Source organism: Desulfosoma caldarium (assembly GCF_003751385.1).
Classification (GTDB): domain Bacteria; phylum Desulfobacterota; class Syntrophobacteria; order Syntrophobacterales; family DSM-9756; genus Desulfosoma; species Desulfosoma caldarium.
Window position 1 is genome coordinate 206,172 of record NZ_RJVA01000012.1, and the last position, 24,502, is coordinate 230,673.

Sequence of the window (24,502 nt, forward strand, 5' to 3'; positions counted from 1 at the left end):
CTTACTTTCTCAGGCCCTTGGGCATGAGGGCATTTTCCAGGCGGCCGAAAACCAGATCCGCCACGATCGCCATCAGGGACACCGCGATCGCCCCCGCAAAGAGCATTTCATCGTAGGTGGTGGAAATACCCTGAAAGATGTAAGTCCCCAACCCCCCGGCACCGATATAGGCGGCAATGGCCGCAATGCCGATGGACATCACCACGGCCACGCGAACCCCTGCCGAAATGACCCCCAAAGCCAACGGCAACTGCACTTTCCACATGATTTGTGCCCGGGTCATCCCCATGCCGCGAGCCGCGTCCACGATGGAGGGATCAATGTTCTTGATGGCCGCGTAGGTGTTTCGAACGATGGGCAGTTGGCTGTAGAGCACCAGGGCGATAATGGCGGGCACCTTTCCGATGCCTAGATTCCAAACGGCCAAGATCGGTATCATCAGACCGAATAATGCTACCGACGGGATGGTCATAATGATACCGGCAATATAGAGGACATATTCCGCGGCCTTCCTGTTGAAGGTGATGGCTATCCCCAAGGGAACCCCTGTGGCGATGGCGATCAAAAGCGCGATCCCCACCACATAGGCGTGCTCCACGAACAGTTGCCACAACTCCGAAGCGTTATCGATCATGAATTGAATGGTTGGCAAGGGCGTCTCCTCCTATCCAATGATTTAAGCTCGACCAAGACACCCCCAAAAGGGGGAAGGGCTGAGGGCGCGTTAACTCGTTCACCCAACTCCAGCTCAACCGGTCCCTTTCCTGCTCATTTCAATGCGCAAACATCGAGCTCTGTCGATACCGCGAGGCGGTCTCATTCCGGCCGGCGGCACCGTTTAGCCAGTTGAGAAACCGGAGTTCACCGCCGGGCCGCAGCCCGATTTCCCGTCCCGCAGCCAAAAAGGCTTCCGCCATGGATTGGCCGTAGCCTCTCGAAAACGCAACGGCCGCCACCATGGGGTCAAATTGCTGAAACACGACAACCTGACACGGAACGGATCCCACAGGACCCTGAATGAGATAAGGCCCACTTTTCGATGGAGCTTGAAGATCGAGCGGAGAGAGTTTTTCCATGATCTTTTGGATGCCGTGCCCAAGAAACCCCAGAAGACATAGCCCGTCGGTTAGCTCCGTCACCCCGTCTACCGAAGGGTGGCCCGAGGCCTTGTGCCCCAGGTCCCACAAAAAGGCCTGCATTGGGTTCATACGGCATACGACCAATCCGTTTTCCACGACGCAATCGCCGGGAGCCTTCGGGATCTGAAGTCCCCACGGATTTTGTTCATCGATGGCGGCGCTCTGAAGGTCCCATTTAGGCCGGTGGCTCAAATCGATAATCCACGGTCCTTGCGCTTCCTTTTCAAAACGCACCACCACCGTCCAGCCGTCCCGCGTCACCGTCTCCGCAGGGCGCACCGCGAAATCAACTGGAGAAACCCGTTGCCGTCTCCATGCCATGGTTCGCTTCACATCCTCAGTCGCTTGCCTTCCGGGTCATAAAACGGCGTGGGCACCACCTCCGCCCGCCATCGCGAACTTCCCATGCCTTCTTGAAAAATCTCAAGCGGCGTTCCGATGGCAGCCAAGGGGGCATCCACCAAAGCCAGTCCAATGGACCGGCCGAGGGTGGGGCTCATGCGGGCCGTGCACACGTAGCCCCGAATGGCATCGTCCACGATGAGGGCCCCGTCTCCTGGTGTCTGAGAAGGGTCTTCCATGGTGATGCCCACCAGTTTCCACCGCCCATCCTGGTTTTCCGTAAACCGAAGAGCCGGTCCGCCGACCATTTTGGCCTCCGGCTTGTTCCGGTCCCACAGAAACCCCAAGCCCAGGTCGTGCAACGTGGTCCGGATTTCCGTCTCTTGGCCGATGATGACGTGACCCTTTTCCAGCCGAAGCACGTTTTGAGCCTCCAGGCCGAAAGGCCGAATACCCAATCCCCGGCCTGCGTCCATGAGCGCCCGCCAGACACTGCGGGCGTCAGAGGCCGGAACATGAATCTCGTAGGACAATTCCCCGACGAAACCGAGCCGTAGGATCCTGGCCGGTACCGTCCCCATGAGTAAGACTTCCCGATAGCCCATGAATGGAAATGCGTCGTTTGAAAGGTCGGCGTCGGTAAGTTTCCGCAGGATGTCCCGGGCCTTGGGACCGGCCAGGTTGATCGCACCCAGCGAGTCGGTCAGGTTCACCAGGTGAAATGTCCAGTCTTCGTAGCGGCAGTGATAGCGGATCCATTCCACCGTCATGCCGGCCCGCGCCGTGGACGTGGTGAAGTAGAAGTCATTTTCGCCCACCTTGGTGATGACACCGTCATCCACGAGGCAACCGTTTTCGTTCACCATGGCTGAATACTTGACCTGACCTTGGGGTACCCGCGTCATGTCGCTCACATACACTCGGTTGAGCGCGTTTTCGGCGTCCGGTCCGAAAATACGGAATTTCCCGAGAGTTGACACATCCATCAAGCCCACGTTTTTCCGGACGTTTAGGATTTCGTCTCGGGAGGTTAAATCTTCAGAAAAATAGCGTGCCCGTTTCCAGACGCCGACCCGTCGAAAGACCGCCCCCGCCTTCACCTGTTCCTCGTGAAGGGGCGTTCGTTTGAACACGTCGTGCTTCGGCCCCGCCAAGGTGGCCAACAGCGTCGGAACCAGAGGCGGCCGCACCGTCGTTGGGACAATTTCGCGTGGATCGGAATTTCGAAGCTCGGCCATGACAAGAGGCAGATTGTGGCCGGGGATGCCCCCCTGGCCGGGTCCCGTTCCCGCCGCCGTAAACCGTTTGGCCAACTCCGGATTATCGAAACCCAAACAGTGTGCCTGTTCGATGTTCCTCAACGTTACGTCTTCGTCGAAACAGACAAAGCTTCGCCCGCGCCGGATTCCCGGCACACTCACGAGTGGACTCGCCGGTTTCGATTCCGCCGATTCGGCCAGGAGTGCTTTAAGCTCTGTGAGGTCCGAGGCCACATCGCAGCCACAATCGGCCGCCGCCTGAAGCCCCGCCAATTCCCCTGAGAGCTCGATCCGTTCGGGCCGATCGTATCCCAGAAGCCGCCCGGCGGCATGCACGCGAGGTGGAAGGGCTTTCGGAACAAAGAGGTTCATTCGGGGATCATAGGCCATTTGGGCCTGAGCCACAAAAAGCGGCCCGCTGTTCGCCGTGATTCCTGCAGAAACCGCAAGAAGGTCACAGGCAAAGCGCCTTTCACCGGGCCCGTAAAGGCTCGCCAGTTCGACCCCCTTTATGGTCTTTGTGCCACGGGCGCGCCGCGCCGCCCATCCCGAAAAATACGGGATTTTTCGTTCCGCCAGGGCTCTGGTGAGTTCGGAATCCTGAGCGTCCGTTCGAGCGTCGGCCACGGCGCGCACCTCGACGCCCAGCTCGGAAAGATCGAGGGCCGCTTCAAGCCCCAAATCGTCGGCCACGCTGAAGACCGCCTCATGGCCCGGGAAAAGACCATAGGTTCGAAGAAGGCGGTGGGCCGCACTGGGCTGCATGACGCCAGGGCGTTCGTTGTTTTCAAAGATAAGAGGGCGTTCGCCACAACCCGTGGCCACCACGACCGAGCGGGATCGAATCTGGAGATAGCACTCCCGGTCCGGCTCATCGACGTCTGAGACCTGAAAGGCCGTCACCAGATTGTCGCCCCAGAGGCCATTGACGAAGGTCCGGCAAAAGATGCGAACGTTGGCAAGGTTGGCCACTTCATGGGCCCAACGTTGCGCCCGTCGGTATAGCGGCTCACCATCCGGACCTTTGCGCACGCGCCAGTCGAAAAAACCGCCAAGCCACGGTCGACGTTCTAAAAGGACCACGCGAAGGCCACATCGAGCCGCGCGAATCGCCGCCCGCATTCCGGCCGGGCCGCCTCCCAACACGCACACGTCCGCGTTCAGGTGAACCTCGTCCGATGAAACAGGCTGTTTTTCGAGGCGCAGCCGTCCGAGACCGGCCATCTTTCGAATCTGATCCCGAAAAAACGGCCAAAGGCGGTAAGGCTTGTGGAAGACTCGGTAGTAGAACCCTGCCGGCATGGCCCAATGAACCCTGTCAAGAAAACCCAAGAGGTCCCATTCCGGGGATCCCAGCACGTTTTGGGATTCCACGGCCATGCCTCTGCGAAGCAGCGTGGTTTCGGCACACACGTTGGGAATTCCGTTCACCGTGACGTAGGTGTTGGCCGATTCCCCGTCCAAACTGTAGAGTCCCCGCGGCCGGTGGTATTTCAGGCTCCTGGAAAATATACGGACCCCGTGTGCATAAAGCGCCGTCGCCACCGTGTCCCCGGCGCAGCCGGTCAGTGGTCGGCCATTATAAGCGATCAACAAAGGGCGGGTAGGGTCGACCTTGACCGTTGGAAGCTGGATTCTCCGCGTCATGAGGCCGCGTCCCGTTTTCCATTTCCCGGTTGGTACAGGTATCCCGAAGGACGGTGAACCAAGCGCCACAGCCGTCCCGGTGGTACCACCATTCCTTCTGAATACCGCTCACATTGTCATTCATCATCGCCCACTGGGCCCACGTCTCGGGCGTGAGGTCGGTCTCCTCGGGCCGCGGCCCACGGTCCTCGCCCCCGAACCGGAACTCATACAGATTCCGTTTGCCGCAGATGGGACAAGTGATCGTAAAAGACATGACGCGGATTCCCTCCTGCTAGTTCCAGGGCCCATAATTGGGTGGGGTCGAAATTTCACCCATGAGACGGTTTTCTCGGTACCGTTTGAGCGAAAAAGGCTGCAAGATGTCGGGGCAGCACTCTTCGACCATGAACCGGGCAAGGTAGCGGCCCGTGATCGGGCCGGACTTAAAGCCGAAATAACCCCAGCCGCAGTCCAGGTAGAGCCCTTCGACAGGGTCGTTTCCATCGATGATGGGGGCCATGTCAGGGGTCATGTCGGCGAGCCCAGACCATATGCGCATGAACTTTAAGCTCTTGAGGGCCGGCATGAGGTCGGTGAGGGCTTCGGCCTGGTGCTTGAGGTACTCGGCCGTCACCTGCGTGGTGTAGTTGGGCCAGGGGTCCATGTGCGCCCCCGTGACCAGTTCCCCCTTGAGGCTCTGATGGCAGTAGCAGTGGTAGGTTCCCGAAGAAACCACATGGTGCAGAAAAGGCTTGAGGGGCTGGCTCACCATGGCCTGGATGGTGAGGACCTGGATGGGAAGCCGGATTCCGACCAGACGGGCCGTTTGCGCACCGTAGGCTCCCGTGGCGATGAGCACCTTGGGCGTCCGAATGTTCCCTCGCGTGGTGCGCACTCCCGTGACCCGTCCGTCTGCCGTGTCGATCCCTGTCACCTCGGTCTGTTGATGAATGTGGACACCTCGAGCCCACGCCCCACGGGCCAATCCCCAAACCACCGCGTCGTGACGCACCGTGCCGCCAGGTGGATGATACATTCCCCCGAGGATCGGGTACTTGGGACGATCGGAAATATCGAGCAGCGGGACCAGCTCCTGGCACTGCTTGGCGTCCAGCAGTTCACTGCGCACACCCATGAACTGGGCCGTTGCCACTTGAAGCCGAAACGCGCCCATGCCGGCTTCACTGTGGGCCAGATTCAGGTTCCCACAATCAAAGAACATCAAGTTGAAATCGAGTTCGTCGATGAGCTCGGGCCAGAGCTTCAGGCCCTCGCTGTAGAGGCGCACGTTTTCTGGCGTCCGTTGGTTGGCACGGACGATGGCCGTGTTGCGGCCCGCTCCGCCATAGCCGATGTAGCGGCGTTCGATGACCGCCACATCGGTCAAGCCATGGTCCCGGGCCAGATAATAGGCTGTTGCCAGACCGTGAACGCCGCCACCGATGATCACGGCTTCGTAGGAGGACTTGAAAGGATTGTCACCCCAGAACCGCCTGGGCCCAAAAAACATCCCGACTCCTTTAGGTGGGGACGCCATCTCAAAACGAAACACAGCACATAAACTGAGAGAAATTGCGGGCATCCCCGTTGGGTTCGCTATTTTTCTGGATCATACATAGCAATCGGTGACAAAAGGTGTCAACCCCAGGCGAGGCCTGCCCTGTGTGTGGACCACGGGCTGAAGTCGCCTATGGGCGTTTGTGTGGATGCTGTGGCATTGTCAAATTCAGCTCGAAAAGTTTTCGAAAAATCGCCCGTCGTTGTCCCCACCCGGGAAACAATGCGTCGGAACCGTTCCTAGGCGCTCAAACGAAAGGGAACTCTTCCGTGTGAAGGGTTTTTAACCAATCGGAAAAGTCGTTCGGCTTTCAAAAGATGGGTGCATAGATTCCAACTTGTCTATGGGCGTCGCTGCATTCACCTTGAAACATTCGGCGGCGACCATGGACCGACGGATGACACACCTCTCTTCATCAAGGACACCTGATGAAGGAGAATGAAAACTGCCCATCATGGAAGTTGTCACGGAAAGCTCCTTGTTTCACAGACTTCGCAACGCCCGCGACCCGCTCACGCCGAACGCCAAGATTTTGTGCGACCACGTCATGCAGCACCCGAGGCAGAGTGTATTTCAAAGGATTCACGTGGCGACACGACACTGCGGCGTCTGCGAAGCTGCGCTCATGCGTTGTGTGAAACAGCTGGGCGACGGAGCCGCTAGAGAATTCATCGTGCGCGGCCAGTTCCAAAATGCTGAACTCATGTTTGGTTTTCTTGCGGTTTTCGCCCAATGGGTTTCCTTACACCTAACACTAGCCGGAACCCTCGTAACCTCTGGATCTGTGTGACGCTAAGATTTTTGGGAGGTGGCGATCGTGTTCCCCGGACCGTGAAGCCGGGAACCGTTTGAACCGTCTGGGGCTTTCCCCTTGACGAGGCCGTGCTTTTCAGGCATGGCATTAAACGAGCGCCCAGTTTGTTTCTTCCCGCACCGATGGGCCCTTTTCGAAGACGTGCTGCGCACGCTCCCTTCGGTCCAAGCGCCACAGAGCCGCCACGATGTCAGATAGACATAGGGCAAGAGCGGTCGCAGGGCGTCGGGGACGTGACGGTCAACCAGGGCCAAATCATGAAGGGATGCCGGAAGAACCTTCAGGCAACGGTCGTGGCCGCAAGACATCATTCCCATCACAAGGACGACGTGGGCGCGAAGGATAAGTACGGGTTCATCTACGGGGCGGATTGCAAGAAGACCATGATGGTCGCCGGCGGTGGCAACGGGTATTCACGGTAGGAGGAAGAAGGCCGTGAATGGCATCCCAGCGTTTTTGGGATGCCCATGGTGGGGCTTTCAGGAAAGTGTTGGGGCGACGAGAAGGCGACGGCCGTTGTTGTGCCCAAACCAGGGGATAACCCTTTCCGAGGACATTCTCATTGCTCCATGCCGCCAGCATCTGGCGGCGTCCAAGTGATCCAAAACGATTCTGTTCCGCTCTGAACTCCCCAAGGGGTCCGCCGAAAAGATTTTGAAAAGGAATATGGGTCCCCCTTGAGGGCACATCTGGAACGTGAGGAGGTGATAGGCACGACGACACGGAACGCCGAGTGAAGCCAAAGAAATGAAGAAACTCCTGCCTGCAAAACCATCGGAGGTGCGCTCATGGCCCAGAGAATCGTTCGAGGTTTTCCGGCAACGTCCAACGACGCCTACCCATTAAACATGATCACCTTTTTAAAGCATGCTGCGAGGAATTATCCTGAAGCGGAGGTTGTTTCCAGAAACCTGGACGGCTCGCTGTATCGAAGCACGTATGGGGAAGTGGAACGGCGTGTGCGCCGACTGGCCAAAGCCCTCACAAAGCTTGGGGTTGCGCCGGGAGATCGTGTGGGCGCCTTGGACTGGAACACGCATCGGTTCATGGAACTATATTTTGCCGTTTCGGGTATTGGAGCGGTACTTTTGGAATTAAATCCGCGCATTTCAGCCGCCGAGCGCGCTTATGTGATCAACCACAGCGAAGCCCGGTTCGTGGCGGTTGCCGCGTCGCTGAGGCCCCTCATGGAGCCTTTGGCCGGAGAATGCCCCACAGTGCAGGGCTTGATCGTTTTGGACGATCTGGGTACGGGGGTGGGAGAGAGCGCCTTTCCCGCCGCCTACGACTATGAGGCACTCCTTGCCGAGGCGGACGAAGACTTTGAATTTCCGTGGATCGAAGAAACATCGGCTTGCACAGCCTGCTACACGTCGGGCACCACGGGAAAACCCAAGGGTGTCTACAATTCCCATCGGGCCATGTACCTGCACACCTTGGCCATCGCCCAGGCGCTGCACATGACCCAAGATGACGTCATTATGCAAATCGTGCCCATGTTTCACGCTCAAGGTTGGGGCATGTTCTTTTGCGGGCCCATGCTCGGTGCTAAGCTCGTGTTTCCAGGTCGCTACACCATGGAAGACCCATCGCCTTTAGTGGACTTGCTTGTGAAGGAAAAGGTCACCGTGACTTGTGGAGCGCCGGCCATCTTTCTGCCCATGTTACACCACATCAAGAACCTTCCCACCAAGCCGGACTTTCGCGGATTGCGCATGATCAGCGGAGCCACGGAACCACCTTTAGCCCTGATGAAAGGCTATGACGAGCTGGGCGGAGCGCAGGTTATTCACGCCTACGGTGCCACGGAAACGGCGCCCTTGGTGACCGTCAATCACCTGAAGCCTTCCCTACGGGGATTGTCGGAGGCCGATCGGTGGGAACTTCGAAAAAAACAAGGGCTTCCCGTAGTGGGGCTGGACGTGATGATCGAGGGCCCCGACGGGACACCGGTTCCTCGGGATGGCAAAAGCGTGGGTGAAGTTCTCATTCGAGGCCCCTGGGTCACGCGCCGTTACCACAACGATCCGCGCAGTGACGAATCCTTTACCGAAGACGGCTACTGGCGCAGCGGCGATGCGGGAACCCTCGATCCCAATGGCTACCTTAAAATTACCGACCGTTTCAAGGACCTCATCAAGAGCGGTGGTGAATGGATTTCGTCCATCGATTTGGAAAATGCCATCATGGCCCATCCCGACGTTCTTGAGGCGGCGGTGATCGGTATTGCCCATCCCAAATGGGAGGAACGTCCCCTGGCGTTGGTGGTGCTGAAAGAGGCGGCCAAAGGCCGAGTGAACAAGGAAGCTATCCTGGATTTCATTCGGCCTCATTTTGCCAAATGGCAACTGCCCGACGATGTGCTTTTTGTGGAGGCCATTCCCAAGACGAGTGTGGGCAAATTCGCCAAAAGGGTTGCGCGACAACAGTACGCGGGGCACTATGGAGCGTAAGCGCCTGGATTCATAATGGGATAGCAACGTGACAGGGATGCACCCACGCAACCAGCGCTCACCGCTGCGACACAATGAGGATTCTGGGCTAACAATCGATGGTTTGAGGAGGCCTTATGCCTGACTGTGTGGTCGTGACGAATCATGGACCGATTCGGGAAGTGACCATGAACCGCCCCCGGAACCTGAACGCTTTGAACCTGGAGCTCATGAGCGAACTGGCCGATGCCATGACGGCTGCGGCGGTGGATCCGTCCGTGCGCGGCGTGCTCTTTTCCGGGCGCGGACGGGCCTTTTGTGCCGGCGGAGACTTGAAGTGGGCTTTGGATTATGCCAGCGATCCCGGCATCTCGCTTCATGTCCTGGCGGGGCAGCTCAATCGTTTGGCCGTTCAAATACGTTCCATGCCCAAGCCCGTGGTGGCTGCCGTGCAGGGGGCCGCAGCCGGCGCCGGGTTTATGCTGGCTTTGGCCTGCGATTTTCGCATCATGGAACAATCGGCGTTCTTTCAGCAAGCCTATACCTCCAATGGGCTGTGCATTGACGGAGGGGGAACCTTTTCCCTGCCTCGCTTGGTGGGCTTGGCTCGTGCCATGGAAATTGCTGCCTTTGACGAGCGAATTTCGGCGCCAAAGGCCCTGGAGTGGGGATTGGCGACGCGCCTTGTGCCTGATGGCACAGCACATGAAGAAGCGCTGAAAATGCTGCAAGATCTGGCCCGGCGATCCTTGCATGCATTTCGTTGTACCAAGGAACTTCTCAACGGATCGTTTCAAAGGTCTTTTGAAGAACAGGCGGAATGGGAGCGCCGCTCTTTGGTGGCGTGCGCCCGTCATGCAGACGGCCGAGAAGGGCTTCAAGCTTTTGTGGAAAAGAGACCGCCTCAGTTTATCTAAGAGGAGTTGAAGCGTCGACTATGGGAATCGGCGCAGGTGGGCGGCGCCTGGGGCTTTTCGACTTGCTGGCAGCGGTTTCCTGAAAACGGCCACAACGCCTTGTTCATGGCACCACCGCCATGCCCGCGCACACGAATTTTTAAACCTTAAGAGGCGATCATCCATGGAGGCGATGGGTCATTCCCGCGAACCCGGGAATCCAGAATTCCATCATCGTGCCGAGTGCCTTTTCGCCCTCGGTAGAGACTGGCGTTAGGGGGATGGGGGCGACCTGACATGGTCCTTTGACGACTTCGGGATACACATCCAGAAAAAAGGAGAGATCCCATGGTAAAGAGCACATCCCTTCCAGAGGAGCTTCGGCGGCATTATGAGCGTTTCGACCGAGAAAGCATCGCGTTCTTGCGTTCCCGCTACAACCGCATCACCCGCTGGGTGATTGCGGACATCGTGCGGCGCAGCGCCTATCGATACCCGGAAAAGCCCGCCTTGATTTTCGGCAACCAGACCCTCACCTATGCGGAGCTCGACGAAGCCACAAACCGCGTGGCCCAAGGGCTTTTGGCTTTGGGTCTGAAGCGTTTTGACCGTGTGGCCATTTTGGCCCACAACACCATTCACCATGTGCTCACCTGGCTGGGAACGGCCAAGGCCGGAGGCATTTATCTGGCCATCAATTACCTGCTTCGCGGCAAGGACATTGCCTACTGTATCAACCACTCGGAAGCTCGGTTTTTCATCGTGGAAGACGCTCTCTTCGAACTGGTCGAAGGTGTTTTGGGGGAGATGCCCACGGTGAGCCATCGGCTCTGGTCCAACCAGGGAGCAGGGCGCCCGGCCCCGGAAGGTTGGCTCGATTTTGACGTGTGGGCCAATGCCCAGTCGAGCGAAGAGCCTGATGTGGAGTTGCATATCGAGGATCCTGTGCAAATGACCTACACCAGCGGCACCGAATCCCTGCCCAAGGGCGTGGTGCTCACCAACCAGTCCCTCATGGCCCAGTACATGGGCTGCATCGTGGATGGTGAATACCATCCGCAGGACGTGAACCTTAATGCTTTGCCCATCTTTCACTGCGCTCAACGAGACGTGTTTCTGACGCCCTTTTTCTGGCTTGGGGCCACCAACGTGTTGCTTCCCACGGCCGATGTGCCCACCATTTTGCAAAAGATTGAAGAGCATCGCGCCACGGTCTTTTTTGCTCCGCCCACCGTGTGGATCGGGCTGTTGCGGCATCCGGATTTTGACAAGCGGGATCTATCTTCCGTGCAAAAGGGCTATTATGGCGCCTCCATTATGCCCGTGGAGGTTTTGAAGGAAATTCAACGAAGGCTTCCCTCGTGTCAAAGGCTTTTCAACTATTATGGGCAAACAGAACTCTCACCCTACCACACCATCCTCAAACCTGCCGATCAATTGACCAAACCGGGATCTGCCGGCATGGGCGGCCTGAACATGGAAACGGCGCTGCTGGACGATTTGTGCCGACCGGTCCAAGGCCCTGGCATTCCAGGGGAGATCTGCGGTCGGGGACCTCACGTCATGCTCATGTATTTCAAGGATGCTGAAAAGACCGAAGAAGCCATGGCCGGCGGATGGTTTCATTCGGGCGACGTGGGCGTCTACGATGAGGACCGTTACATCACCGTGGTGGACCGCAAGAAGGACATGGTGAAGACCGGCGGCGAGAACGTTTCCACGCGGGAAGTGGAAGAAGTTATTTACACGGACCCCAGAGTTTCGGAAGTGGCCGTCATCGGTGTGCCGCACCCCAAATGGATAGAAGCCGTCACGGCCATTGTAGTGCCCAAGGCCGGGCAAACCATTTCGGAAGAAGAAATCGTGGCCCTGTGCAAAAACGAGCTGGCGGCTTTCAAGGTGCCCAAAGCGGTGGTGATCGTGGAGGCGCTTCCCAAAACGCCGACGGGAAAGATCCTCAAACGGGATTTGCGCCGCCATTACCAAAATCTCTTCTCTTGAGAAAACTAAGTTACAAGGCGCGGCCCCAGCGCAGGGCATGCAAAGGAAAGGCGAGGCCAAAGGGTTGCAGAAGCCATTCGGAACTCAGGCGCCTAAGCGGCAAATACGCCAGCCTTTTGCCACGAAAGGCAAGTCGACCTTTGCGGAGTTTGGAAAGAAGTTCTTCCTTGGCAGGGCTGGACGCGCCCAAAAGGATCGGGCAGGCCTGAAAGGCTTCCACAGAAGGCAGCGTGACGGGATAGAGGTTTTTGGAAAAGGGAGCCGGTTCGGCCACCTCCATTTCAAGCTGCGCGACTGTGGCAGTTCGGGCCATTCGAAGGAAATACCTGGGCGCCACTTTAAAAGCAGGCACCCAGAAGTGAAACGGCCGATGGGCCCGCAGCGTCAGGCCCACGAGGGCGGCTCGAGTTAGCGTGCGAAATTCTTCGACGGTTTCCAAAACAAAACCTTAACCTCTTGCGTGGTGAAATGTCCCAAGGTGCCCACCAGGCGGTTGATGAACAAGACCGGCTGAACAATGCGCACGTTCACCACGCCGTGGGCTCGAACGCGAATGAGGCCCAGCGAGGCGTCTCGAAAGGCGACAGGATCCCGTGTGCCCATTTGAGGTTGGCAAAGACCTGGGTGTTGACGAAATAGACTTCTGCTCGAAGCGGGCTGGTAAAGGCTCAGGGAAAACTCTGAAGCTTGGTCTAGATGGGCATGTTAGCCGTCTTGAGTGTGTGGCGGCCCGGGTCAAAGGCCGCCACGGCCCTGCCTTGGTAAAACAGGACCGCCGCCTGGCTTTCCCGCACGGTGAGTTGGGCTCCGTACTTGATTTCTCCGGATCCATCCTCTGGTATGCGATAAAGCATGTCTTTGCCGGACGTGTCAAACCACTCGATAGCCTCCAAGAAAACCACATTGTCTGTTCCCACGAGAAATCCTTTGAATGTGGGCTGTCGTTTCTTCTGAGTGAACGGTAGAAGTGCCACAAAACTTGAAGAAAAAATCCATGATTTCCATGGAACCTGGCGCAGGCCGACTAAAGGAAAAGATCCGAGCGGTACTTGTGAATGAGAAGAAGTTCCACTTGCCAGCCTGCCATGATTTCTTCGCCGACCACCTGAAGGAGCGCTTTCATGGATGCGGGCCCGAGCTTTCTTTGAATGTCTTGGCAGAAATAGTTGAGGCAAAAATGATTCTTTGCCGTAAGGAGGCACCCCGTGTCGCCCAGAAAAAGGCATTGATCCTCGTAAGCGTGTCGTGTGGGCAAGGGGCAATCCAGCAGACGATTGATGAGCAAATGAGTGACAGTATAGTTCCATTCCATGTCGGGAAAACAACATCCCCCAAAGACGTGGGCGGCACAGGCGCTGCACGCTTCAAAGATTCCGGCTTTGGCAAAAGCCGTGCGCGTTTTCTCAATGGCCGCTCTGTAAGCTTTCAAGGAAAGGGCGATTTTAGGGTCGGCAAGGATTTCCGCCCCCAAAGCGTCGTGAAGGCGACAGGCCTGCAGCACATGGTGCGCGCGTTCCTTAGGCGCAGCAGCGTTGAGCTGCTTCATCAACTCCACCTCAATTCCCTCCCAATAAGGAACCTGTTCCATGCCTGGACCGGATCAACCCCAGAATGCCATCCCATGAAAATCCCTTGGACGTTCATTGGCGATGGCACATTGCAGAACATTATAATAGGATCCGGCGCCTTTCCCTAGAGCCATCTTTAAGCTTGACATGGGGAAGAGGGTCTGCCAGGAACTGAACGAGCGGTCGGTTAGATTTGGCAATTCCCATCTTTCCATCACCTTAAACCAAGGAGGAGTTCATGGTCGGCATCCTTGCCTATGGAGCGTATCTGCCGAGATATCGGTTGGAACGAAAAACTGTGGCCAAGGCTATGGCCTGGATTAATCCCGCTGTGTGGGGCCTTGCGGGCGGAGAAAAGACCGTGGCGGGGGCGGATGAAGACGCCATCACCTTGGCTGTCGCGGCGGCGCGAAACGCGTGCCGTTTTCAACGCGATGCCGCCTGTGAAGCCCTCTTTGCCGCTTCGACCACGTTTCCGTACGCGGAACGCCAAAACGCCGCCATGATTCGAGAGGCCCTGAGCCTACCCGAGGAGGCGGCGGCGGTGGATGTGACCGGTTCGACCCGCGCGGGCACGGCGGCGATTCTTGCGGCGGCGGCCCAAGTGGCCGGCGGGGCATCGAAGCGGGCCATGGTGGTGGTGGCGGATGCGCGGCGCACCAAAATGGGAAGCACGGAAGAACTCCTTTTCGGCGATGGCGGCGCGGCGCTGGTATTGGGGTCCGAAGGGGTTCTCGCCGAACTTGTGGGAACCTTTTCCATGAGCGCCGACTTTCCCGGACCCCTTCGAGAAAACGAAAAGAGGCTGGGGCGTTCCTGGGAGGAGCGCTGGGTGCGTGACGAAGGCTATGTTTCACTCATTCCCAAGGCCATCCATGGCTACCTCAGTCGGGAAAAGATTACGGCGGATCTTTTTTCCGCACTCATCTATCCCTGTCCTTATCCCAGAGAACACGGCCTCATTGCCACCAAATTAGGCTTTTCCGCAGACAAGGTGGCCGACCCTATGGCGGCCCTGGTTGGGGATACCGGAGCACCCCATCCCCTGCTCATGCTCTGTCATGTCTTGGAATCGGCGTCCCCGGGCGACCACATTCTTGTGGTGGGATACGGAAGCGGTGTGGACGTTTTGCATTTTCGCGTCACAGAAGCCGCCGCCTCTTTCAAGCCTGCCTGGAGCTTTGACGCTCTGCTGGCGCGCAAAGCCCCGCTCACGCCATACGAAAAAGCCGCAGCTTTTCGAGAACTGGTCCCCGTGGAAACGGGGCTTCGGGGCGAGTTTCAGGCAGAAACGCCCTTGTCGGTGCAATGGCGGTATCGGCGGGCCATTTTGGGCTTGGAAGGATCCCGGTGTCGCCGGTGCGGCACGCCTCAGTTTCCTCCGCAGCGCATCTGCGCCATGGGCGAATGCCAGGCGGTGGACGAGATGGAACCGTATCTCTTTTCCGACAAGCCGGCGCGCATCTTCAGCTACACGGGGGACAACCTGGCGTTCTGCCTGGATCCTCCGCAGATCTACGGCATTGTGGACTTTGATGGGGGAGGGCGCATGATGCTGGATTTTACCGATTGCGACCTGGAATCCCTGAGCGTGAATCAGCCGGTGGAGCTGCATCTGCGCCGCAAATACCATGACGGTCAACGGGGCGTGCACACCTATTTTTGGAAGGCCGTGCCCATTGTTTCGGCGCAAGCCTAAGGAGGTGACGACCATGGCGACGGGAATCAAAGACAAGGTGGCGATCATCGGCATGGGATGCACCCGGTTTGGGGAACGGTGGACCGACGGTGCCGAAGACCTTATGGTGGAAGCCTTCGTGGAAGCCCTGCAGGATGCCGGGATCGAAAAAAAAGAGATCGATGCGGCCTGGCTGGGCACCTGTTTTGATGAAGTCAATGTGGGCAAGAGCGCCATTCCTTTAGCGCAGGCCTTGAAACTTCCCAGCATTCCCGTGACGCGCGTGGAAAACTTCTGCGCCACGGGCACGGAAGCCTTTCGAGGCGCCTGTTATGCCGTGGCTTCGGGCGCGTGCCGCATCGCTCTGGCTCTCGGCGTGGAAAAACTCAAAGACACCGGCTACGGGGGGCTTCCCGGCTTCGACACGGCCATGGGAACCCTCAACCGATTCATCCTTCCCAATTTCACGGCTCCGGGGGGGTTTGCCCTTATGGCCACCCGCTACTTTGCCAAGTACGGCATTTCTCCCGAAGAAGGCAAAATGGCTCTGGCCAAGATCTCTTCCAAAAGCCATCGCTGTGGGGCCTTGAATCCCAAAGCACACCTGCGCAAGGAAGTTTCTCCGGAACAGGTGCTCAAAGCGCCCATCATCGCCTGGCCGCTGGGCTTGTTTGACTGCTGCGGGGTGAGTGACGGAGCGGCGGCCGCCATCGTGACCACACCTGATGTGGCGCGCGGCTTGGGCAAAACCCCGGTGATGGTCAAGGCGCTGCAAATCGCCGCCACGTCCGGCGAAGAGATGCTGACGACCCGGTGGGATGGCACCTATTTGAAAACAACCACCGAAGCGGCCAAACGGGCCTATGCGGAAGCGGGTATCACGCGGCCGCGAGAAGAACTGAGTGTTCTGGAAGTCCACGACTGCTTTTCCATCACCGAACTCGTGACCTACGAAGACCTGCAGATTTCCGAGCGGGGTCGCGCCATTCGAGACATCAACGAGGGTTTTTTTGAACTGGATGGAAAGATTCCATGCCAGTCTGACGGAGGCCTTAAGTGCTTCGGGCATCCCATCGGGGCTTCCGGCATTCGCATGATCTATGAAGTCTACAACCAACTGTTGCATCGCGCAGGGCCCCGTCAGATTCCCGATCCTAGACTGGGTCTGACCCACAATCTGGGTGGCATTCCATCGTTCAGTGTCTGCAGTGTTGGCATTTTCGGCCTTTAGCCCCCGAGCCCAAAGGAGAACCCTATGATTCTCGCTGCACCGGACCGTATCACGGAATACACCAACAAGGGCTGCTGGGGCAGCCGTACGCTTCTGGATGATTTCAAGCAGCATGTGCGCAACAGGCCCGACGCCACGGCCATCGTCGACCCCATCAACAAGGAAGCCCTCATGGGCACGAAGCCCGAAAGGGTGCGCTACGCCGATTTCGATCGGGCGGTGGAGGCGACGGCCTCCGCGCTTCGCGCCGAAGGCCTACAAAAAGACGACATCATTATGGTGCAGCTACCCAACTGCTGGGAACTGGCCATGCTCTATCTCGCCATCGCTCGCGCCGGCGGCGTCATTTCTCCCATGCCCATGCAGTGGCGTTCCAAGGAGATCACCTACGTGGCCGAAATCACACAAGCCAAGGCCATGATCACCGTGAAAGAGTTTCACGGCTTTGCCCATCAGGCCATGGCCGAAGAGGTGCGCCAGAAGGTGCCGAGCCTAAAAAAAATCTTTACCTACGAAGACGTGCGCCGCATGATGGAGGAAAAGCCAGACCCGGCCCTCGAGCGCATTCGCATCGATGCCGACGACATCTTCACCATTTGCTGGACTTCCGGCACCGAAGCGCAACCCAAAGGATGTCCGCTGAGCCACAACAACTGGCGATGCCAGGCGGCCATCGCCTTGGCCAGCGGCATGCAGCCGGGCGATGTCATGCTCACGGCCGGCCCCCTGGTCAACATGGCCTCCGTGGGAACCGTCTACGTGCCGTGGCTGCGCTTTGGCGGCACCGTGGTGTTGCATCATCCCTTTGATCCCCAATTGCTGCTGAAACAAATGGTCCAGGAGCGCATTCAGTACACGCTGCTGGTTCCGGCCGTGGTGAATCTGATTTTGAAACATCCGGCGGCGCAAGGGGTGGATCTGAGCGCCGTGCGCGTGATCACAGTGGGGTCAGCACCGCCGTCCCTGTGGTCCATGCAAGAATTCAAGAGGCGCTGGAATGTGGACATCGGCAACATCTGGGGCCAAAACGAAGGCACAGCACTGGTTTCCGGCGTACAGGAAGTGCCGGACATGGCCCTTCGCGTGGACCATCTTCCGCGTTACGGAGCGCCGGGGGTGGAGTGGGCGACGCCCATGGCCCGATTCGTCCAAACCAAGGTGGTGGGTCCCGATGGAACAGAACTGACCGAAGATGGCGCTGTCGGGGAACTGCTCTACCGTGGTCCCAACGTCATTCCGGGCTATTTCAAGCGGCCGGACTTGAACGCGCAGGCCTTTGATGCCGAAGGCTATTTTCGCACCGGAGACCTCTTTCAAATCGCTCAAGGCCGGTACTTGAAATTTTTTGAACGCGCCAAGGACATCATCATTCGAGGGGGCTACAACATTAGCGCTCAAGAAGTGGAAAACGTGCTGCTGGGCCATCCGGCCGTTCAAGATGTGGCGGCTGTGGGCATGCCCGATGAAAATCTCGGGGAAAGGACCTGTGTCTACGTGGTTCCCAAACCGGGCCAAAACGTCACCCTGGAGGACCTGATCCGGTACATGAAAGGACAGGGCGTGGCCACCTACAAGTTGCCTGAGCGTTTGGAACGGGTAGAAGCCATTCCTCGAAATCCCGTGGGCAAGATCCTCAAAAAGGAACTGCGACAGGATATTCGAAAGAAAATGGGCTCTTAGGTGGAGGGCGTTCGAAAGGCATGCGCGGAAGCCCTTGAGCCCATCTCGGCCGCGCTCGCAAGATGGCAGGAAGTGTCCAGAGGCGAACTTTGCTTTCCGTAGTGTGATGCCCGGGCAGGCTTGAGTGCGGATGGTGGGCGAACTGTGCAGACCGGCACGCCCGCGCGCCAACGGTCGCGCCGGGACCCGACCGTCACTTCCGGGTGCCAACCGTCGCTCCCGCGCCCCCATGGTCGCTCCCGCGCACGCAGAAGTCCATGGAGGGTGAAGAATTTGGATTTCCGCCTTCGCGGGAATGACAGAGGGCGAAAATCATTGGGCACTCGCGGCCTTAAACGGTCACGTCAGGGTCTTGGTCGTTACTGCCGGATTCCTAGCCGTGGGTGCGGGAGGACGAGGCACCCTGGGACCTTGGGTCTGCCGGATGCCCAATGTTACTAACGGATCCCTAATGTCGGTGCCGGGACCCGGCCGTCACTTCCGGGTGACAACACTCACTCCCGCGCCCCCATGGTCGCTCCCGCGCACGCAGAAGTCCATGGAGGGTGAAGAATTTGGATTTCCGCCTTCGCGGGAATGACAATAAAGGGAAGGGCCCCTAAGGGAAAAGCGAAGGTTTTTTAAACCTTCCGGAGGCGGTTTTCTTTGAAGAGAGCAACGCCCGGGTGACATTGATGAGAAAACAAATCCGGAAGGCATGTTCAATGACACGCGGCAAAGCCACGCCATAAAGACAAAAAACAGGCACATCTCAAGGAGGTAAAAAATTATGGAGAGGATGCTGGAAGGACGCGTCAGTTTGATCACGGGAGCCGGTCGAGGCATTGGCCGAGCGGCGGCGTTGCTTTTTGCGTCGGAAGGGGCCAAGGTGGTGCTGAGCGATCTGGATGCGGGGCCAGCACAGGAGGTAGTGGATGAGATTCGCCGCCAAGGCGGGGAAGCTGTAGCCGTGGTCGGGGATGTGACCGCGAATGGCTTTGCGGAGGAATTCGTCCAGGCCGCCGTGGACGCTTTTGGACCGGATCTTCATGTGATCGTCAACAACGCAGGATACACATGGGACGCCGTGGTCCACAAAATGACCGATGATCAATGGGAAGCCATGCTGAAGGTCCACTGCACGGCACCTTTTCGGATCGTGAGGGCCGCGGCACCCTATATTCGGGAAAATGCCAAAAAGGAAGCGGAGCAGGGCCGTGTGGTCATGCGGAAGATCATCAATGTGAGTTCCGTGGCCGGAACGGACGGCAACGCCGGACAAGCCAACTATTCCACGGCCAAATCGGGTATTCTGGGCTTTACCAAGACCCTGGCCAAGGAATGGGGCCGGTTTAACGTGAACGTCAACGCCGTGGCCTACGGATGGATTCAAACGCGACTCACCCAGCCCAAGGCCGAAGACACGTTTCTGGAAAAGGACGGCCAAAAGATCGCCATCGGCGTCCCCAAGAACCAGCTGGAGGCCTTTCGCATGATGATTCCCCTAGGACGGCCGGGAACGCCCGAGGAAGCCGCTCGAGTCATGCTGTTTTTGGCTTCACCCCTGTCCGATTATGTGTCCGGGCAGGTGATCAAGGTGACGGGAGGCTGGTGAGAAAGCTGGTTGTCGGGCGGCGTGAATCGTGAATCGTGAATCGGGAATCGGGAATCGTGAATCGGGAATCGTAAATCGTGAATCGTAAATCGTGAATCGTGAATCGTGAATCGTGAATCGGGAATCGTAAATCGTGAATCGTAAATCGTGAATCGTGAATCGTGAATCGTGAATCGGGAATCGGGAATGGGGGGTTGGGGGTTGGGAGGGGTGTGGTGCAAAAAGAAAGGAGGCTTTCCATGATTGACGTCCAGCAGGTGGGGCTTACCATCGGCCCCTTTGAGTATCCAATGCATTGGCGCAACATTATTCTCTACCATTTGGGGATCGGCTTTGGCGCCTCTGATTTGGACTATGTGTATGAACGTGCCCAAGGCGGCCTCAAGGTGTGTCCATCCTATGCGGTTATTCCGGTTTTTCAGCCGTTTTTTGAAATCTTGGATCGGTTGAAAATCGATCTTTCAACGGTGCTTCACGGGGAACAGGCCATTCGGCTGCACCGGCCCCTGCCGTCGTCGGGAAAACTCATGAGCACCGTCAAAGTGGCCGGCATCTATGACAAGAAAAAAGCGGCCTTGGTGGTCCTGGAAACGGAAACCAAGGATGAACAGGGCGATGTGGTCAACGAGACGCGTATGAGCCTGTTCTGCCGGGGACTCGGGGGCTGGGGAGGCGACTCGGGGCCCAAGGCCGAAGCCGTTCACGTGCCTCGAGACAAAGCGCCGGATTTCGAGATCGCCTACAAGACCTCGCCGGATCAGGCGGCCATTTATCGCCTTTCCGGCGACGTCAATCCCTTGCACATCGATCCACAAGCGGCGAAAGCGGCGGGCTTTCCCAAACCCATTCTTCACGGCCTGTGCACCTTCGGCTTTGCGACTCGAGCTATCCTTGCCGGCGCCTGTGCAGGGGACGTGGGACGTTTCAAAGGTTTTCAGGTTCGGTTTGCCGACGTGGTCTATCCCGGCGAAACCATCACGACGCGTGGATGGTCCGTGGGCAACGGCCGTTATGTCATTGAAGCGGCGACGGAACGTGCTGTGGTGTTGTCCCATGCGTTGGCCGAGGTGGGCTAACGAAACGGAGCAGCGCGCGGTGACGCATCTTCCAGATCCTTCACGTGGTGCTGTGAAGCCCTTGAGGATTCGCGCGTTGACGAAGGCGCTTTGGGTGCGGCATAAGAGGCGCGGAGGGCTCAGCCGGGAACGCCCCTTCGGCATGGGCATCAAAAGGGGGTAGGCATGGAGGGATTGTATCGCGAAGAGCACCACATCTTTCGCGACGCGTTTCGAAGATTTGTGGAGCGGGAAGTGGCCCCGCACATGGAACGATGGGAAGACGAGGGGGTGGTTTCTCGGGATGTGTGGCGGGCCATGGGGGAAGCGGGCTTCTTGTGCCCATGGCTTTCTGAAGAATATGGGGGGAGCGGCGCTGATTTTCTCTACTCGGTGATCATCACCGAGGAGTTGGCCAAGGCGGGTGCGGTGAGTTTCATGGCGCCCCTGCACAGCGACATTGTGGCCCCTTACATCGCCGCCCTGGGTACGGAAGACCAAAAGAGGCGGTGGCTTCCGGCTGCCGCTCGAGGTGAAGTGGTCTTGGCCCTGGCCATGACGGAACCCAACACGGGATCCGACCTGGCTGCTCTACGCACGCGGGCCGTGAGAGAAGGCGAGGCATGGGTCATCAACGGCCAAAAGACTTTTATTTCCAACGGCATTTTGGCGGACCTCGTGGTGGTGGCCTGCCGCACCGGCACCGTGGAATCGGGAGCCAAGGGGATCAGTTTGATCGTCGTTGAACGAGGCGCCCCCGGATTTCATCGTGGCCGAAACCTCAAGAAAATGGGGCTGCACGCCCAAGATACGGCGGAATTGATTTTCGAGGACTGCCGCGTCCCTGCTGAAAATCTTCTAGGAACCTTGAACCGCGGCTTTTACCACATGATGGACCATTTGCAACAGGAACGCCTTATGGCCTGCATCATGGGCCAGGCCATGGCGGAAGCCATGCTGGACATGACGATCGAGTACGCTCGAGGGCGCACGGCCTTCGGCCAACCCATCGCTTCCTTTCAACACAACGCCTTCACCATTGTGGACATGGCCACGGAGGTGAAGCTGGGTCGCACCTTCCTGGAACGCCTCATCGCTGATCACATGGCCGGAAAGGACATCGTCACGGACGTGTCCATGGCCAAGGCGTGGATTGGAGAGATGGCGAACCGCGTGGCCTATCGATGTGTGCAGCTTCACGGCGGGTACGGGTACATGGAGGAATATCCCATCAGCCGCTTTTACCGAGACGTTCGGCCGATTCCCATTTTTGCAGGAACGACCGAAATCATGAAACTCATTGTCGCCAAGCGAATGCAGCTCATGTGAAAAACCAAAGGAGGGGACCATGAATTTTGATTTGCCAGAAGAACTCAAGATCTTAAAGGAAGAAGCCTACAAGTTTGCGGTGCGCGAATTTACTCCCGTGTCCAAAGAGTGCGACCGTGAAGAAAAATATCCTCGGAATGTTTGGAAAAAGGCTTGTGAGTATGGATTTATCGGAGCCTGGATACCGGAAGAATACGGCGGTTCGGGAGCGGGATTTTTGGCCAACACCATCATCACGGAACAATTCAGTCGCATCGATATGGGCATTGGCCTGATTACCGCCGCTCCTTTCGGATCCGAAAACATCTACCTCTATGGTTCCGAAGAGCAGAAAAAGACCTACTTGCCCAAGTTAGCGTCCGGGGAGATCATTTTTGCCGGGGCGTACACCGAACCCAATGCGGGAACAGATGTGGCGGGCATACGCACTCGAGCGGTTAAAGAAGGGGACCACTACATCCTCAACGGGCAAAAGATGTTTATCACCAACGGAACCGTCTGTGATTACTTTTGCGTCTTTTGTGTGACCAACCCTGATGCTGAGCGCCATAAACGGTTCAGTTTGCTCATCGTGGATGCCACCTCACCCGGCATCACGCGCAACAAGATTTGCGGCAAGATGGGCATTCGCGCCAGTGACACGGCGGAAATCAGTTTTGAAGACGTCAAGGTTCCCGTGGAAAACCTGGTGGGTCAGGAAGGCCATGGTTTCTACCAGCTCATGAACTTCTTCAACGTCACGCGGGCCATGGTCGCCGGCCAGGGCGTCGGGCTCGCTCAAGGGGCTCTGGACAAGGCGGCCCAATACGTGCAAGAACGTACGGCCTTTGGACAACCTGTGGCCAATTTTCAAGGTGTGCAGTTCCAGCTGGCTGAAATGGCCACCCGTATCGAATTGGCTCGGCAATTGACCTACAAAGCCGCCTGGATGGTGGACCAAGGTCGAATAGATCCCAAGCTGAGCGCCATGGCTAAGTACTATGCCGGAGAAACCGCCGTGTGGGTGGCCGACAAGGCGTTGCAACTTCATGGAGGTTATGGCTACATCGATGAATATGATGTGCAGCGCTTTTACCGCGACGCCAAGATTCTGGACATCTACGAGGGCACGAAAGAGGCGGAAAAGATGACCATCGCTAAACTTGTGCTCAAGGAATACGCGAAGGGCTAAAAATTTCCTTTAAGAAAGGCGTTGCGTGAAGGAAGATAGAAAAAACACGGCGGCCGAGATCCTTAAGGCCGCCCGACAACTCTTTTACGAAAAAAGCTACGAGGCGGCCAGCACCCGGGAAATTTCCGCGCGCGTCGGTATCAGCAAGGCCGCCTTGTATCATCACTTTCGAAACAAGGAGGAAATCCTCTTTCGCATTTGCCTGGAAGCCGCCGACGAGCTGGTGGACAACATGCGCCGAGCCATCGCCCGCAATGTGGCTTCGGGCAAACCCTTGAAAGAACAACTCACCGACATTCTCATCGAATACCTGAGAACCTACCTCAAGAACGAGAACTTCAACAAAATCTTGTTCCATGACATGGAATACCTGCCGGAGGACAAGAGGCGGATCATTTTGGACAAGGAAAAGGAAAACGTTCATCAACTTCGGGCGTTTCTCATTTCCTTGATGGATCAAGGGGCCATTCGGCGCATCAACCCCACCGTCATGACCTTTTCCCTGATCAGTTCCCTGCACTGGCTGTACTTTTGGTACAACCCCAAAGGCCCCTTATCTTTGGAAGATGTGGCCCAAGAAATTGCGGATCTTTTCCTTCACGGCATGCTCGCCCGCTGACGGCTGGGCGACACACAGCCCAGCACCTTCGGGCAGTGCCAACCTCTCCATCAAAGACGGACCCACGCAGCAAAGCTGCACGAACCCGTCTGTAGTGACGTGGCACCGGACTGGACCAGCCATAAGCCTCGATTTGGTTTGCAAAAGGGGGTGTGGGATGGAAGAAAGCGTGGTTAAGCCAGTTCGAAGGCAAAGACGGACGGCCAATCGTCAAAGGGAGATCGTGCTGAAGATTCTCAAAGGCAAAAAAACATCGCGCATGTGGCACGCGAGCACGATGTCAACGGGACAACACCCAACGCGGGTCTATTGACCGCGAAAATCCACCGGCGATCACATTGGTACCCGACGATCTATGGCGCATTCGAATGAATGCAGCGTCGAACGGCCGGATTTCCTGGCCATCGGCATGGATGCCTCGCGTAGGGGCAGGTCCCGGTCCCTGCCCCGATGGCCCGCATACCGGCCCTAATTAGGGGCAGCCACAAGGGCTGCCCCTACATGATC

General features: G+C 57.6%; 20 protein-coding genes and 1 pseudogene. 13 read left to right on the plus strand and 8 right to left on the minus strand.

The genetic code is table 11. The features are described from left to right. Window position 1 precedes the first annotated feature (1 nt). The 5 genes from EDC27_RS09135 to EDC27_RS09155 form a co-directional block, all read right to left on the minus strand. Window positions 2–652, minus strand: a complete 651-nt coding sequence (locus EDC27_RS09135) for an ABC transporter permease (protein WP_211334841.1) — start codon at window positions 650–652, stop codon at window positions 2–4. Window positions 653–773: 121 nt separating this feature from the next. Continuing rightward, window positions 774–1,460, minus strand: a complete 687-nt coding sequence (locus EDC27_RS09140) for a sarcosine oxidase subunit gamma SoxG (protein WP_148045722.1) — start codon at window positions 1,458–1,460, stop codon at window positions 774–776. Window positions 1,461–1,468: 8 nt separating this feature from the next. Then, complete coding sequence (locus EDC27_RS09145) at window positions 1,469–4,387, minus strand: 2Fe-2S iron-sulfur cluster-binding protein (protein ID WP_123290316.1); 2,919 nt, start codon at window positions 4,385–4,387, stop codon at window positions 1,469–1,471. After that, complete coding sequence (locus EDC27_RS09150) at window positions 4,320–4,643, minus strand: sarcosine oxidase subunit delta (RefSeq protein ID WP_123290317.1); 324 nt, start codon at window positions 4,641–4,643, stop codon at window positions 4,320–4,322. Before EDC27_RS09150 ends, EDC27_RS09145 begins: the two co-directional genes overlap by 68 nt. A gap of 18 nt (window positions 4,644–4,661) precedes the next feature. Beyond that, window positions 4,662–5,879, minus strand: coding sequence for an FAD-dependent oxidoreductase (locus EDC27_RS09155; RefSeq protein ID WP_123290318.1), 1,218 nt, complete (start codon window positions 5,877–5,879; stop codon window positions 4,662–4,664). Between the two features lie 502 nt (window positions 5,880–6,381). On the opposite strand from EDC27_RS09155, the gene EDC27_RS09160 reads away from it, so the two are divergent. The 5 genes from EDC27_RS09160 (at window position 6,382) to EDC27_RS09180 (ending at window position 12,070) form a co-directional block, all read left to right on the plus strand. After that, window positions 6,382–6,717, plus strand: coding sequence for a hypothetical protein (locus EDC27_RS09160; RefSeq protein WP_123290319.1), 336 nt, complete (start codon window positions 6,382–6,384; stop codon window positions 6,715–6,717). A gap of 257 nt (window positions 6,718–6,974) precedes the next feature. Continuing rightward, on the plus strand, window positions 6,975–7,163 hold the full coding sequence (locus EDC27_RS09165; RefSeq protein WP_123290320.1) for a hypothetical protein: 189 nt from the start codon (window positions 6,975–6,977) through the stop codon (window positions 7,161–7,163). Between the two features lie 366 nt (window positions 7,164–7,529). After that, a complete protein-coding gene (locus tag EDC27_RS09170; RefSeq protein WP_123290321.1) occupies window positions 7,530–9,194 on the plus strand; it encodes a long-chain fatty acid--CoA ligase in 1,665 nt (554 codons plus the stop codon). 116 nt (window positions 9,195–9,310) lie between these two features. Continuing rightward, window positions 9,311–10,090 carry an enoyl-CoA hydratase/isomerase family protein gene (locus EDC27_RS09175; protein ID WP_123290322.1) on the plus strand — a complete coding sequence of 260 codons (780 nt, stop codon included), beginning with the start codon at window positions 9,311–9,313 and terminating at the stop codon, window positions 10,088–10,090. A gap of 327 nt (window positions 10,091–10,417) precedes the next feature. Further along, entirely contained in the window at window positions 10,418–12,070 is a 1,653-nt protein-coding gene (locus EDC27_RS09180) for an acyl-CoA synthetase (protein WP_123290323.1), read from the plus strand. A 10-nt stretch (window positions 12,071–12,080) separates the two neighbouring features. On the opposite strand, the gene EDC27_RS09185 is transcribed toward EDC27_RS09180, so the two are convergent. The 3 genes and pseudogenes from EDC27_RS09185 to EDC27_RS09195 all read right to left on the minus strand — a co-directional run bounded on the left by EDC27_RS09185 (window position 12,081) and on the right by EDC27_RS09195 (window position 13,616). After that, window positions 12,081–12,509: a hypothetical protein gene (locus EDC27_RS09185; protein WP_123290324.1), complete on the minus strand. Its 429-nt coding sequence runs from the start codon at window positions 12,507–12,509 to the stop codon at window positions 12,081–12,083. An 11-nt stretch (window positions 12,510–12,520) separates the two neighbouring features. Then, a pseudogene (locus EDC27_RS16900) lies at window positions 12,521–12,987 on the minus strand (SPFH domain-containing protein); the annotation flags it as partial. A 107-nt stretch (window positions 12,988–13,094) separates the two neighbouring features. After that, complete coding sequence (locus EDC27_RS09195) at window positions 13,095–13,616, minus strand: hypothetical protein (protein ID WP_148045723.1); 522 nt, start codon at window positions 13,614–13,616, stop codon at window positions 13,095–13,097. A 260-nt stretch (window positions 13,617–13,876) separates the two neighbouring features. Here EDC27_RS09195 and EDC27_RS09200 point away from each other — a divergent pair, with 260 nt between their 5' ends. The 8 genes from EDC27_RS09200 to EDC27_RS09235 all read left to right on the plus strand — a co-directional run bounded on the left by EDC27_RS09200 (window position 13,877) and on the right by EDC27_RS09235 (window position 23,995). Next, window positions 13,877–15,337 carry an OB-fold domain-containing protein gene (locus EDC27_RS09200; RefSeq protein WP_123290326.1) on the plus strand — a complete coding sequence of 487 codons (1,461 nt, stop codon included), beginning with the start codon at window positions 13,877–13,879 and terminating at the stop codon, window positions 15,335–15,337. Between the two features lie 13 nt (window positions 15,338–15,350). Further along, complete coding sequence (locus EDC27_RS09205; RefSeq protein ID WP_123290327.1) at window positions 15,351–16,547, plus strand: acetyl-CoA acetyltransferase; 1,197 nt, start codon at window positions 15,351–15,353, stop codon at window positions 16,545–16,547. Between the two features lie 24 nt (window positions 16,548–16,571). Continuing rightward, the gene (locus EDC27_RS09210) at window positions 16,572–18,227 is read left to right on the plus strand and encodes a class I adenylate-forming enzyme family protein (protein WP_123290328.1); all 1,656 of its coding nucleotides are present in this window, start codon (window positions 16,572–16,574) and stop codon (window positions 18,225–18,227) included. Between the two features lie 769 nt (window positions 18,228–18,996). Beyond that, complete coding sequence (locus EDC27_RS09215; protein WP_123290329.1) at window positions 18,997–19,821, plus strand: SDR family NAD(P)-dependent oxidoreductase; 825 nt, start codon at window positions 18,997–18,999, stop codon at window positions 19,819–19,821. A gap of 239 nt (window positions 19,822–20,060) precedes the next feature. Further along, window positions 20,061–20,897 (plus strand): MaoC/PaaZ C-terminal domain-containing protein, encoded by an 837-nt coding sequence (locus EDC27_RS09220; RefSeq protein WP_123290330.1) that lies wholly within the window; start codon window positions 20,061–20,063, stop codon window positions 20,895–20,897. A gap of 165 nt (window positions 20,898–21,062) precedes the next feature. After that, window positions 21,063–22,205: an acyl-CoA dehydrogenase family protein gene (locus EDC27_RS09225; RefSeq protein WP_123290331.1), complete on the plus strand. Its 1,143-nt coding sequence runs from the start codon at window positions 21,063–21,065 to the stop codon at window positions 22,203–22,205. Between the two features lie 19 nt (window positions 22,206–22,224). Continuing rightward, on the plus strand, window positions 22,225–23,376 hold the full coding sequence (locus EDC27_RS09230) for an acyl-CoA dehydrogenase family protein (protein ID WP_123290332.1): 1,152 nt from the start codon (window positions 22,225–22,227) through the stop codon (window positions 23,374–23,376). Window positions 23,377–23,401: 25 nt separating this feature from the next. Then, window positions 23,402–23,995 (plus strand): TetR/AcrR family transcriptional regulator, encoded by a 594-nt coding sequence (locus EDC27_RS09235; RefSeq protein ID WP_123290333.1) that lies wholly within the window; start codon window positions 23,402–23,404, stop codon window positions 23,993–23,995. Window positions 23,996–24,502 lie beyond the last annotated feature (507 nt).

What these genes read in the sequence shown, in the direction of transcription:
- EDC27_RS09150 (WP_123290317.1), bottom strand. Translation starts at nt 4,643, where the DNA reads ATGTCTTTTACGATCACTTGTCCCATCTGCGGCAAACGGAATCTGTAT.
- EDC27_RS09155 (WP_123290318.1), bottom strand. Translation starts at nt 5,879, where the DNA reads ATGTTTTTTGGGCCCAGGCGGTTCTGGGGTGACAATCCTTTCAAGTCC.
- EDC27_RS09180 (WP_123290323.1), top strand. Translation starts at nt 10,418, where the DNA reads ATGGTAAAGAGCACATCCCTTCCAGAGGAGCTTCGGCGGCATTATGAG.
- EDC27_RS09200 (WP_123290326.1), top strand. Translation starts at nt 13,877, where the DNA reads ATGGTCGGCATCCTTGCCTATGGAGCGTATCTGCCGAGATATCGGTTG.
- EDC27_RS09145 (WP_123290316.1), bottom strand. Translation starts at nt 4,387, where the DNA reads ATGACGCGGAGAATCCAGCTTCCAACGGTCAAGGTCGACCCTACCCGC.
- EDC27_RS09160 (WP_123290319.1), top strand. Translation starts at nt 6,382, where the DNA reads ATGGAAGTTGTCACGGAAAGCTCCTTGTTTCACAGACTTCGCAACGCC.
- EDC27_RS09195 (WP_148045723.1), bottom strand. Translation starts at nt 13,616, where the DNA reads ATGAAGCAGCTCAACGCTGCTGCGCCTAAGGAACGCGCGCACCATGTG.
- EDC27_RS09175 (WP_123290322.1), top strand. Translation starts at nt 9,311, where the DNA reads ATGCCTGACTGTGTGGTCGTGACGAATCATGGACCGATTCGGGAAGTG.
- EDC27_RS09215 (WP_123290329.1), top strand. Translation starts at nt 18,997, where the DNA reads ATGGAGAGGATGCTGGAAGGACGCGTCAGTTTGATCACGGGAGCCGGT.
- EDC27_RS09210 (WP_123290328.1), top strand. Translation starts at nt 16,572, where the DNA reads ATGATTCTCGCTGCACCGGACCGTATCACGGAATACACCAACAAGGGC.
- EDC27_RS09170 (WP_123290321.1), top strand. Translation starts at nt 7,530, where the DNA reads ATGGCCCAGAGAATCGTTCGAGGTTTTCCGGCAACGTCCAACGACGCC.
- EDC27_RS09205 (WP_123290327.1), top strand. Translation starts at nt 15,351, where the DNA reads ATGGCGACGGGAATCAAAGACAAGGTGGCGATCATCGGCATGGGATGC.
- EDC27_RS09140 (WP_148045722.1), bottom strand. Translation starts at nt 1,460, where the DNA reads ATGGCATGGAGACGGCAACGGGTTTCTCCAGTTGATTTCGCGGTGCGC.
- EDC27_RS09220 (WP_123290330.1), top strand. Translation starts at nt 20,061, where the DNA reads ATGATTGACGTCCAGCAGGTGGGGCTTACCATCGGCCCCTTTGAGTAT.
- EDC27_RS09225 (WP_123290331.1), top strand. Translation starts at nt 21,063, where the DNA reads ATGGAGGGATTGTATCGCGAAGAGCACCACATCTTTCGCGACGCGTTT.
- EDC27_RS09230 (WP_123290332.1), top strand. Translation starts at nt 22,225, where the DNA reads ATGAATTTTGATTTGCCAGAAGAACTCAAGATCTTAAAGGAAGAAGCC.